This window comes from Bradyrhizobium sp. B097 (assembly GCF_038957035.1).
Classification (GTDB): Bacteria; Pseudomonadota; Alphaproteobacteria; order Rhizobiales; family Xanthobacteraceae; genus Bradyrhizobium.
Map to the genome: position 1 here is coordinate 2325308 of NZ_CP152412.1, position 11202 is coordinate 2336509.

Here is an 11202-nt window from a genome sequence, read left to right on the forward strand (position 1 = left end):
ATGAGCTCGGTCGCGCACCTTCCGCAGGATCCGCTGCCGATCGGACCGCGACCGGCGCCGCGGGCGCTCGGCGGTCATCTTACCGCGTGGCTGCGTGCCAATCTGTTCGCCTCGATCCCGTCCAGCATCATGACGCTGCTGCTGCTGTTCGTGCTCGGCAAGGCCTGCATCGGCCTCTGGCAATGGGGTATTGCCAACGCGGTCTGGATCGTCTCCGGCAACGACAGCAGCGCCTGCCGCGCGCTGCGCGGCGTCGGCGCCTGCTGGGCCGTCGTCCCCGAGAAGTACCGCTTCATCCTGTTCGGCACCTATCCGTTCGACGAGCAGTGGCGGCCGGCGCTCGCGGTCCTGATCTTCATCGCGCTGTTCGCGGTTTCGAGCCGCCGCAGCTTCTGGCGCAAGGAGCTGTTCCTGCTGTGGGCCGCAGCCTTGATCGCAATCGGCTGCCTGATGTGGGGCGGCTTCCTCGGCCTCACCTTTGTCACGCAGGACCGCTGGGGCGGGCTGCCGGTGACCTTGATCCTCGCGACCTTCGGATTGGCGTTCGGTTTCCCGCTCGGAATTTTGGTCGCGCTCGGCCGCCGCTCGAAATTGCCGGCGATCCGCTCGCTCTGCGTGCTCTATGTCGAGTTGATCCGCGGCGTGCCGCTGATCAGCTTGCTGTTCATGGCGAGCGTGATGTTCCCGCTGTTCATGCCTGACGGCGTCAACATCGACAAATTGCTGCGCGCGCAGGTCGCCTTCATCTTCTATGCCGGCGCCTACCTTGCGGAAGTGGTGCGCGGCGGCCTGCAGGCGGTGCCGCGCGGACAATATGAGGCGGCCGACGCACTCGGGCTGTCCTACTGGGAAAAGAACGCGCTGATCGTGCTGCCGCAGGCGATCCGCCACGTCATCCCGCCGCTGGTCAACACCTTCATCGCCTTCTTCAAGGACACCAGCCTGGTGCTGATCATCGGCATCTTCGATCTATTGACGACTGCGAAGACCGCGATCGTCGATCCGGCCTGGCAGTCCTTCAGCGTCGAGGTCTATGTGTTCGTCGGCGTGATCTACTTCGCGTTCTGCTTTGCGATGTCGCGCTACAGCCGCGGCCTCGAGGCACAGCGCGGAGCGAACTGAGCGAGCTGGTCCTGCTTTGATTTTTGCAACGGCCTGTTCTGGCCTTAAGGATGCAGCAACCAAAACTTGGCCGATGGTTCGCGCCGAGCGCGGCTGGCACAGAGTGCACTAGGCGCTGTTCCGTCCCTAACCTATTTTGATTGCCATTCGATTCGCGAACGCGCGCGATGACAGAAATCATTGTCCGCGTGGGCATCGTCCGATTTGGACTAAGCGCCGCGCAACGGCTGCCGTTACCTTTTTGATAGGAATGCATGGTGCCTGCCTGACAGGCTTATTTCGATTTTGCTGTACGCCAATGGCCGAAGACAACGCCGTCTATCCGGAGAGCACCCGAAGCCAGGTCGACGATGCCCTGCAGGGGTTTTCGACCGATGAGCTTCGCGACCTGCTGACAGAGATCGAGCAGTTCTTGCGTCCTGAAGCTAAGCCGCGCCGACCAGGACTGCGGCTGGCGGGAGGCACATACATGAATGAGGCCATCGCGCGCGCAAACACGGATCACGACCTGGATCTGCTCAAGCGTCCAAGCGTTCCAGCCAATACGAGATCAATCCCCAACAGGCGGTCGCTTGAACAAGAAGACAGGCTCGTCCGCCGAACGGAGCAAGTTGCGTTTGCCGAAGCCAAGGCCGCAACGTGCCGGGCTTGGGCAGATCGTCAAAGGCGTCTGACGGAATCGTTTGCCCCCGGATCGGTTGATCGAGAACTGGCTGAAAGGCTGCTCGCCAATTTCGAAGCGCTCGCACGGTTCATTGACGGATTCTGTCGCCGGATGCGCCTCACGCCGAACCAATAGCCGGCTTCAAGACCGTCCCGGTTGGGGCCACCGAGGGGCTTGCAGAGCCGCCTCGGCCTATTTATGATCATAAAATGGATAAATCGGCTCTCCCCTCCCTGGACCCGTCGCGGCGCGCCTCGATCAAGCGCAAGCGCTCGGACGCGGTCGCCGATCTGATCCGCAGCCACATCTTCCAGGCCGGCTTGCAGCCGAACGACCGGCTGCCGCAGGAGGTTGAGCTGATCGAGATGTTCGGCTGCAGCCGCTCGACCATCCGCGAGGCGCTCAAATCACTGGAAGTGCAGGGGCTGGTGCAGAATACCACCGGTCCCGGCGGCGGCGCGCGGGTGGCGCCGGTGTCGATCAACCGGATCGTCGGCCTGCTCAGCAACTACTTCTATTTCCAGTCGATCTCTACCGCGCAGATCTACCAGATCCGCCGCCTGATCGAGCCGGAGCTCGCCTTCAGCGTGGTCGGCCACCTCACGGCGGCGCATTTCGCCGCGCTCGACAAGGCGATTGCGGTGCAGGAGCATCATCCCGGCGGCATCGCGGACTGGGAGCACCACCGCCACGCCGAGATCGATTTCCACGACATCCTGATCGAGGCCTGTCCCAATCCGCTGCTCGGCCTGGTCGCCCGCTTCGTCAACGAGGCGATCCGGCATCTGATCGGCAAGCTCGGCGTGCAGGAATTCGCATCCAGCTTCACCTGCGAGAATATCGAGTTTCACAAGCGCCTGATGGCCGCGTTCCGCTCCGGCAACGCCGCGCGCGCCCGGCGCGTGATGCTCGACCATGTGCTGAGCGCCGAAGCCGTGGTCGTCCCCCCGGAAGACCGGCGCATGGATCTGCCGGTGTTTTACCAGCCGTTGCGGCTCGACTGAACAACAGCGTTGGAGGAAGTGGTCATGGTCACGCGGCGCGAGAATGAGTTGTGGAGCTGGTCGGCCGTCGATCTGGCGCGCGCGATCGCGACGCGTGTGATCTCGAGCCGGGAAGCCGTGCAATCCAGCCTCTACCGGATCGCGCAGGTCAATCCGGCGTTGAACGCCATTGTCGAGGTGCTCGCCGATGAGGCGCTGGCCGCGGCAGATGCTGCGGATGAAGCGGTGAAATCCGGCGCCGAGCTCGGCATGCTGCACGGCGTGCCGGTCACGATCAAGGTCAATGTCGATCAGCGCGGCCACGCCACCACCAACGGCGTCGTCGCATTCCGCGACGTCATCGCCGCCGAGGACAACCCGGTGGTCGCGAATTTCCGCAAGGCCGGCGCCGTCATTGTCGGGCGCACCAACACGCCGGCCTTCTCGCACCGCTGGTTCACCAACAACGATCTGCACGGCGCAACCTATAATCCGTGGAGCCGGCACCTGACGCCGGGCGGCTCCAGCGGCGGCGCCGCATCGGCCGTCGCTTCCGGCATGGGCGCGATCGCGCATGGCAATGATTTCGGCGGCTCGATCCGCTATCCCGCCTATGCCTGCGGCGTCGCCGGCCTGCGTCCGACGCCGGGACGAATTCCTTCGTTCAATCCGTCGGCGACTTCGGATCGTCCGATCACCGCGCAGATGATGTCGGTGCAGGGGCCGCTCGCGCGCTCGGTCGCCGATCTACGCGCCGGCCTCGCCGCGATGGCGCAGCCGGATGCGCGCGACGGCACATGGCTGCCGGTGCCGCTGCAAGGTGCGCCGCTCAAGCGTCCGGTTGGCGTTGCGATCGCGGCGGCGCCGTTCGGCGACGAGGCGCCGGAGGTCAGCGCAGCGGTGCGCGCCGCCGGACGCTGGCTCGCCGAGGCCGGCTTTGCCGCGGAGGAGACCTCGCCGCCGCGGCTCGCGGAGGCCGCCGATCTCTGGCATCGGCTTGTCATCAATGAGGAGCGGCGCGTGCTGGCGCCGATGATCCGCAAGTTCGGCGACGATCGAAGCCGCTACAATCTCGACGGCCATATTGCCTATGCGCCAGAGCTCGATGGCGATCAGGTGCTGGCCTGCTTCGAGCAGCGGCTGGCCATCGTGCGGGCCTGGCAGCTGTTCCAGGAGCGCTGCCCGGTCATCATCCTGCCGGTCTCGGCGCAACTCCCGTTCCGCTTCGATCAGGATCAGGAAGACGCAACGGTGGTGCGCGCGCTGCTCGATGCGCAGCGGCCGCTGCTCGCCGTCCCCGCGCTCGGCTTTCCGTCGGTCGTGGTGCCGACGGGGACCGCTGGCGGCGTGCCGGTCGGCGTCCAGGTGATCGCCGGCCGCTTCCGCGAGGATGTCTGTCTCGCGGTCGCCGAGGTGATCGAGGCGCGTGCGTCGACGCTGACGCCGATCGATCCGCGCGACTGAACCAACAACAAAGCACTCAACACAACCGGGAGAACAACACGTGACGAATGCACCGATCTGGCAATGGTCCGCCGTCGAGACGGCGGCGGCCATCAAGAAAAGCGAAGTGACGTCGGAGCAGGTGGTTCGCGCCCATCTCGACCGCATGCACGCGGCCAATCCGGCGCTCAACGCCGTCGTCGTCGACCTCGGCGCGTCAGCGATGAAGGCGGCCAAGGCCGCCGACGAAGCGCTGGCGGCGAGCAAAGGGAAGGGCGGCGCCGTGGGACCGCTGCATGGTGTGCCGGTCACGATCAAGATCAACATCGACGTCGAAGGCCAGGCCAATTCGAACGGCGTGGTCGCCTTCAAGGACAATATCGCGCCGGGCGACTCGCCGGTGACGGCCAATCTCAAGAAGGCCGGCGCAATCATCATCGGCCTGACCAACACGCCGGAATTCTCGCTGCGCGGCTTCACCGACAACCCGCTGCACGGCTTGACGCGAAATCCCTGGAACGCGGATGTGACCTGCGGCGGATCCTCCGGCGGCGCCGGCGCGTCGATCGCGGCCGGCATCGGCACCATCGCGCATGGCAACGACATCGGCGGCTCCCTACGCTGGCCGGCGCATTGCAATGGCATCGCCACCATCAAGCCGACCCAGGGCCGGATTCCGGCGTTCAACCCGAGCGCCACGGCAGAGCGGCCGCTGATGGCGCAGTTCATGTCGTCGCAAGGACCGCTGGCGCGCCACGTCGCCGACGTGCGCCTCGGCCTCGAGGTGATGGCGCAGCGCGATCCGCGCGATCCCTGGTACGTGCCGGCGCCGTTGACGGGGCCGAAGCCTGCCGCACCGGTCAAGGTCGCGCTCGCAAAGATCCCTGAGGACATGGCGACCGATCGGGGCGTGATCGCGCTTCAGCGCAAGGCGGCCGATCATCTGGCCGATGCGGGCTACGCGGTCAGCGAGGTCGAGGTGCCCGATCTCAACAAGGTCTGGCAGCTCTGGTGCGATCTGATCATGACCGAGACCCGCATCCTGCAGCAGGACCAGATGCTGGCGACCTCCAGTGCCGACTTCCAGAAGACGTTCCACGGCTTCATGGCGTTGGCTAACCCGCTCGACCAAGCCGGCTACATGAAGGCGATCGCCGAGCGGTCGCGCCACATCAGGAACTGGATGACGTTCCTCGAGCAGTATCCGCTGGTGCTGATGCCGACCACGGTGCGTAAGACGCCGGAGGTCAATGCCGATCTCGGCGGCGATCAGCGCGTCAAGGACTTGTTCTGGAACGACCTCCGTTTCATTTCATCGATGAACGTGCTGGGTCTGCCGGCGGCCGTGGTGCCGGTCGGGCTGCATGAGGGCTTGCCGGTCGGCGTCCAGATCGTCGGCTCGCGCTATCGCGAGGACATGTGTCTCGATGCGGCCGAGGCGATCGAGCGCAAGGTCGGCATCCTGGCGAGACAATTGTGGGAGCGACGCTGAGGCGATTTCGAAACCATCCAGCACTGTAAAGAACGCCGCGGCGAGATCTCGCCGCGGCGTTCGCATGATCGGCGACGCGCGTGTCGGCGCCCGGCCATGTTCCTCCTCCCGGAATTCTCGCGCGGAATCGCAGAGCGCCATGCCGGCCACGGGGTTGTCGGCGATCCCTGATTGCTTCAGGAGTTCGTCCGAACCATCCGAACCCTTGGGAACGAAATGTCCATCACGAAACGCTCGCATGTCCTGGTCGCAATTGCCGCCGCGTGTCTCTCCTTTGCGGCCGGCGCTGCTCGCGCGGAGGACGGTGTCCTGCGGGTCGGCATCATCACCGACATGAGCGGGCAATATTCCGACGGCAATGGCCCGGGATCGGTGATCGCGGCACAAATGGCCGCGGAGGAGATCGGCGGCAAGGTCGCCGGACGCAAGATCGAGATCATCTCCGCGGATCACCAGAACAAGCCTGACGTGGCGACCGGCATCGTGCGCAACTGGATCGACAACAAGGGTGTCGACGTGATCGCCGAAGGCGTCAACTCCGCGGTGGCGCTCGCGATCCAGACCGTGACGCGCGAACGCAAGAAGCTGTTCCTGATCTCGGGCTCCGGTTCATCCGACCTCACCGGCAAGCAGTGTTCGCCGACCAGCGTGCAGTGGACCTACGACACCTATGCCTCCTCGAACGCCACGGCGAAGGCCGTGGTTGCGCGTGGCGGCACTCCCTGGTTCTTCCTCACCGCGGATTACGCGTTCGGCCAGGCGCTGGAGCGCGATGCGAGCAAGGCCGTGACATCGGCCGGCGGCAAGGTGCTCGGCGCGGTCCGGCATCCGTTCGACACTGCCGATTTCTCGTCCTTCCTGCTGCAAGCCCAGTCGTCCGGCGCCAAGATCCTGGCGCTCGCCAATGCCGGCTCCGACTTCCGCAACGCGGTGTCGCAGGCCGACGAGTTCAACATCCGCGCCAGCATGCAGCTCGTCGCGCTGCAGGTGACGCTCACCGACGTGCCCGCGCTCGGCCTCGCGCATGCGCACGATCTGCTGTTCACCGATTCCTTCTATTGGGATCGCACGCCCGAGACCCGCGTCTTCGCCCAGGAGTTCTTCAAGCGGCATGGCGCGATGCCGACGGCCTATCAAGCCGGCGTCAACTCGGCGCTGCGGCACTATTTCAAGGCGGTCGCCGCCTCCAACTCGGTGGATTCGGAGACCGTGATCGCGCAGATGCGCAAGACCCCGGTCAATGATTTCTTTGCTCAGAACGGCGTGGTGCGCGAGGACGGCCGCATGGTGCACGACATGTTTCTGATGCGCATCAAGAAGCCGGAAGAATCCAAGAGCAAGTGGGATCTCTACGAATATCTCGCGACGGTGCCGGGCGACCAGGCCTTCCGTCCGCTCGATGAAGGCGGTTGCCCTTACGTCGCCAAGGCGCATTAGGACGCGAGGCGCCGCAGAATGCTGTGAGGTGAGCACGTCTCTCAGGCTCCCTCTTCCCTTGCGGGGGAGGGTTAGGGAGAGGGGTGGCCACGGGCGAGCTGAACGATCAGGGCACCACCCGCGCAATCGCGTTCACTCATCGCTGTGACGAATTCGGAGAGAGCGCGCCGTGTGGTACCCCTCTCCCTAACCCTCCCCCGCAAGGGGGGAGGGAACCCGGCCGCCGGTGCGTCCCTCACGCGCGCGCGGGCACTGCGTTGCCCGACGGCGCAAGCCTCTCCGCTGTCCCTGCGCCTTCTTCGAGGTGAAGGAGGAACAAGATGCAGGACTCGGCAAATCATTCCGCGATAACCTGAACGTTTGGCTCGGCGGCTGCGCAAAGCATTCGGTGTCGTCCCTGCGAAAGCAGGGACCCATAACCACAAATGCTGATTGTTGCGGCAATGCCCGTGCGACGAGTCCCTTCAACAATCCCCGCCGCGGAGTATGGGTCCCTGCTTTCGCAGGGACGACAGCTGTGATGACATCGCAATATTCGAGCGTATCCTCCCTGGCTGAACACCATCGCGACGACCGCATCCAACAGAGGCACCATGACCAACACCATCGAGGCTCCCGACGGCGGCTACCGCTTCATGCCCGGGGTCAGTCAGTATTCCTGCGGCGTCGGTGCGCTGCCCGGTTATGCCATCGAGCGGGTCAGGTTCTCCGAACCGGTACCCTTGAGCGCAGGGTTTGAACGGATAGCCGAGATCATCAGGGACGCCGGCCGTCCGCTGACCGCTTTCGCGGCCTGCGAACTGCGCTCGCCGGCGCCGTTCACCGAGGAGGGGTTCAAGGCCTTCAACGAAATCTATATCAAGACGCTGATCGCCTGGGGCGTGATGCGCGACGGCGTCAATCCGGTGGCGCGCAGCAACGTCTGTCCAAAGCTCGATCCGCCCGCCGAGCCGTCGTTCCACGCTTTCTGCTACACGGTGCCGGCGGCGAAGGATGCACCGACGAGCTTCGTTGTCGCCGGCAGCGGCGAGTCGGTCGAGGGCAAGGCCAATTATCGCGATCATACTGTCGCGCTCGGCGACACCAGCCCGGCTGGCATCCTGGCGAAGGCGAAATTCGTGCTTGGCGAGATGGAACGCCGGATGAGCGCGTTCGGCGCCTCCTGGCGCGACACCACCGCGGTGCAACTCTACACCGTGCATGACGCCTACCCGGTGCTCGAAAGCGAGCTGGGCCGCCGTGGCGTGCTTCGCAACGGCCTGACCTGGCATTTCGACCGGCCGCCGGTGGTTGGACTCGACTATGAAATGGATTGCCGGCGTGTGCAACTCGAACGCGTGGTGTGATGTGTCGGTCGCGTGATGCATCAAAAGCGCGTGTGGGCGGATGTGTAAGCGCGTGCCCTTTCTTGACACGGGTCGCGTCAACCGTTTCCCTTCGCCATCGAAATCATCGGCTGGGTGAACGCGGGTGCAGAACCAATCTGTGATCAGGCGGCGGGATTTGCTGGCGCTGATCGGGACCATCGCCGGCAGTTCGGCGATGTATCAGGCGATGACGAGCCTCGGCTTCGCGTCCGAGTCCGCCTACAAGGGACCGCTCAAGCTCGCGGGCGACGTGAAGGGCGCTTCGGTGCTGATTCTCGGCGCTGGGCTTGCCGGCATGACGGCGGCGCTGGAACTGCGTAAGGCCGGTTACAAGGTCCAGATCCTCGAATTCAACAACCGCGCCGGCGGCCGCAACTGGTCGATCCGCAGCGGTGACAGTTTTACCGAGCTCGGCGGCTTCAAGCAGACCTGCCAGTTCGAGCAGGGACTCTATCTCAATCCCGGCCCGTGGCGGATTCCCTATCATCACCGCGCGCTGCTCGATTACTGCCGCCGGCTCAACGTGACACTGGAACCCTTCATCCAGCTCAACCACAATGCCTATCTGCACGCGACGCGTGCATTCGACGGCAAGCCGCAGCGCTTTCGCAGCATCAAGGCGGATTTCCAGGGCCAAGTGTCGGAGCTGCTCGGGAAAGTCACGCAGCAGGGCAGGCTCGACGAGTTCGTCAGCAAGGAAGACCAGGAGATCCTGCTGCATTCGCTGCGTGACTGGGGCGCGCTGGATCGCGACTACAAGTACAATGCCAACCTCGGCTCCGCCGAGTTCCGCGGTTATGCGCGCGATCCCGGCGGCGGCTTGATGGGCGATCCGCTGCCCAGCGACCCGATCTCGCTGCAGGAACTGCTGCGGTCGCGGATGTGGCGCTATTTGCAGTCCTATGCACGCTACGACTTCCAGACCACGATGTTCCAGCCGGTCGGTGGCATGGACATGATCGGCAAGGCATTCGTGCACGAGGTCGGCGATCTCATCCGCTATAACGCCAAGGTGACGCAGATCCAGCAGAACGGCTCCGGCGTCACCGTGAGCTATGTCGACACCGCCAGTCCCTCCGCGGTGCAGCAAGCGACCGCCGACTGGTGCATCTGCACCATTCCGCTGCCGATCCTGAGCCAGCTGCCTCTCGACGTCAGCGGGCCGATGAAGAATGCGATCGATTCCTTGCCCTACGCCGCCTCGGTGAAGGTCGGGCTGCAGTTCAAGCGGCGGTTCTGGGAGGAGGATGAGGCGATCTACGGCGGCATCAGCTACACCGACCTTCCGATCAGGAACATCGGCTATCCGAACTATGGCTTCAACCGCGGCGGCCGCGGCGTCCTGCTCGGCGCCTATTTGTATGAGGGCGCCAATTCCTTCGAGTTCACGGCGATGACGCCGGCCGAGCGGGTCGCCAGCGCGGTCGAATTCGGCGCCAAGATCCATCCGCAGTACAAAAGCGAGTTCGAGAACGGTGTCGCGGTGGCGTGGCATCGGGTGCCGTTCACGCTCGGCTGCGCCGGTGAATGGACCGAAGCCGGGCGGGCGCAGCATTACCGCAATCTCTGCCAGATCGACGGCCGCATCGCGCTGGCGGGCGAGCACGCTTCGCAACTGCCGGCCTGGCAGGAGGGCGCAATCCTGTCCGCACTCGATGCCATTACCCGATTGCACGAACGCGTGGTGAAGACATGATGGTGCGGACAGGAACATCGGTTATCGCGGCGCTCGCACTGCTGTCGGCGACCGCGGCCCTCGGGCAGGACAGCGGGGTGACCAAGCGCACCTTCTCTTCCGGCTACCGTTTCGTGGAGATGACCGGCGAGGAACTGTTCGGCAATGTCTGCCAGGGCTGCCACATGCCGGATGCGACGGGCGCAAGCGGCGCCGGCACCTATCCCTCGCTCGCCGGCAACAAGACTCTCGAGACCGGCAGCTATCCGATCTACCTCGTCGTCAATGGCCGCCGCGGCATGCCGGCGTTCGGCGACATGATGACCGATGGTCAAGTCGCCGCCGTTGTGAACTATCTGCGGACGCACTTCGGCAACACCTATCACGACGCGGTGACACCTAAGGACGTCCAGGACGCCCGCCGCTAACCACTTTGGAGAGAGTTCGATGAAATTCATCGGTATCGCACTGGGGGCCGCACTGGCGGCGATGGCGACCGCTGCCTCGGCTGACGTGGTCAGGCATCCGATTCCCAACTCGACATTCCCGATCGCGCAGGCCGTGACCGTCACCGGCAACACCACGACGGTCTATGTCAGCGGCCAGGTGCCGCCGGTCGCCAACAAGGATGCCGATCCGTCGAGCCCGCAGGCCTATGGCGACACCAAGACCCAGACCGTGGGCGTGCTCAACCGCATCAAGGCGGTTCTGGAAGGCCAGGGGCTTGGCATGGGCGATGTCGTCAAGATGCAGGTGTTCCTGGTCCACAACACGGCTGCGCCGATGGACTTCAAGGCCTTCATGGAGGGCTACACCCAGTTCTTCGGCGGCAGCCAGCCGAACCTGCCGGCGCGCTCGGTGGTCGGCGTCGCTGCGCTCGCCAATCCCGGCTTCCTGGTCGAGATCGAGGTGATTGCGGTCAAGGATGCGAAATAAGGACTCCAAATAGCGTGCGCGAAAGCGCGGAGCATGCGCGCGGAAATTGAAGGGCTCGCCGTCTTGCCAAAGCGCGTGCCGCC

General features: G+C 64.7%; 10 protein-coding genes. All 10 read left to right on the top strand.

Going from position 1 to position 11202, the window contains the following annotated elements; translation table 11 throughout:
- The 10 genes from AAFG07_RS10770 (at position 1) to AAFG07_RS10815 (ending at position 11119) form a co-directional block, all read left to right on the top strand.
- A complete protein-coding gene (locus tag AAFG07_RS10770; protein WP_342727248.1) occupies positions 1-1122 on the top strand; it encodes an ABC transporter permease subunit in 1122 nt (373 codons plus the stop codon).
- Between the two features lie 298 nt (positions 1123-1420).
- On the top strand, positions 1421-1921 hold the full coding sequence (locus AAFG07_RS10775) for a hypothetical protein (RefSeq protein ID WP_342727249.1): 501 nt from the start codon (positions 1421-1423) through the stop codon (positions 1919-1921).
- Between the two features lie 74 nt (positions 1922-1995).
- Complete coding sequence (locus tag AAFG07_RS10780) at positions 1996-2790, top strand: FCD domain-containing protein (RefSeq protein ID WP_342727250.1); 795 nt, start codon at positions 1996-1998, stop codon at positions 2788-2790.
- A gap of 24 nt (positions 2791-2814) precedes the next feature.
- Positions 2815-4233 carry an amidase family protein gene (locus tag AAFG07_RS10785; protein ID WP_342727251.1) on the top strand — a complete coding sequence of 473 codons (1419 nt, stop codon included), beginning with the start codon at positions 2815-2817 and terminating at the stop codon, positions 4231-4233.
- A 40-nt stretch (positions 4234-4273) separates the two neighbouring features.
- Positions 4274-5704: an amidase family protein gene (locus AAFG07_RS10790; protein WP_342727252.1), complete on the top strand. Its 1431-nt coding sequence runs from the start codon at positions 4274-4276 to the stop codon at positions 5702-5704.
- Between the two features lie 216 nt (positions 5705-5920).
- On the top strand, positions 5921-7141 hold the full coding sequence (locus AAFG07_RS10795; protein WP_342727253.1) for an ABC transporter substrate-binding protein: 1221 nt from the start codon (positions 5921-5923) through the stop codon (positions 7139-7141).
- Between the two features lie 593 nt (positions 7142-7734).
- A complete protein-coding gene (locus tag AAFG07_RS10800; protein WP_342727254.1) occupies positions 7735-8487 on the top strand; it encodes a hypothetical protein in 753 nt (250 codons plus the stop codon).
- 124 nt (positions 8488-8611) lie between these two features.
- Positions 8612-10204 (top strand): NAD(P)/FAD-dependent oxidoreductase, encoded by a 1593-nt coding sequence (locus AAFG07_RS10805; protein WP_342727255.1) that lies wholly within the window; start codon positions 8612-8614, stop codon positions 10202-10204.
- Positions 10201-10611, top strand: coding sequence for a cytochrome c (locus AAFG07_RS10810; RefSeq protein WP_342727256.1), 411 nt, complete (start codon positions 10201-10203; stop codon positions 10609-10611). The genes AAFG07_RS10805 and AAFG07_RS10810 overlap by 4 nt, the downstream gene beginning before the upstream one ends.
- Positions 10612-10630: 19 nt before the next feature.
- Positions 10631-11119 (top strand): Rid family hydrolase, encoded by a 489-nt coding sequence (locus tag AAFG07_RS10815; RefSeq protein WP_342727257.1) that lies wholly within the window; start codon positions 10631-10633, stop codon positions 11117-11119.
- Positions 11120-11202: the final 83 nt, after the last annotated feature.

Bases quoted from the DNA above. Each gene is read 5' to 3' on its own strand.
- AAFG07_RS10770 (WP_342727248.1), top strand. From the start codon at position 1: ATGAGCTCGGTCGCGCACCTTCCGCAGGATCCGCTGCCGATCGGACCG.
- AAFG07_RS10775 (WP_342727249.1), top strand. From the start codon at position 1,421: ATGGCCGAAGACAACGCCGTCTATCCGGAGAGCACCCGAAGCCAGGTC.
- AAFG07_RS10780 (WP_342727250.1), top strand. From the start codon at position 1,996: ATGGATAAATCGGCTCTCCCCTCCCTGGACCCGTCGCGGCGCGCCTCG.
- AAFG07_RS10785 (WP_342727251.1), top strand. From the start codon at position 2,815: ATGGTCACGCGGCGCGAGAATGAGTTGTGGAGCTGGTCGGCCGTCGAT.
- AAFG07_RS10795 (WP_342727253.1), top strand. From the start codon at position 5,921: ATGTCCATCACGAAACGCTCGCATGTCCTGGTCGCAATTGCCGCCGCG.
- AAFG07_RS10800 (WP_342727254.1), top strand. From the start codon at position 7,735: ATGACCAACACCATCGAGGCTCCCGACGGCGGCTACCGCTTCATGCCC.
- AAFG07_RS10810 (WP_342727256.1), top strand. From the start codon at position 10,201: ATGATGGTGCGGACAGGAACATCGGTTATCGCGGCGCTCGCACTGCTG.
- AAFG07_RS10815 (WP_342727257.1), top strand. From the start codon at position 10,631: ATGAAATTCATCGGTATCGCACTGGGGGCCGCACTGGCGGCGATGGCG.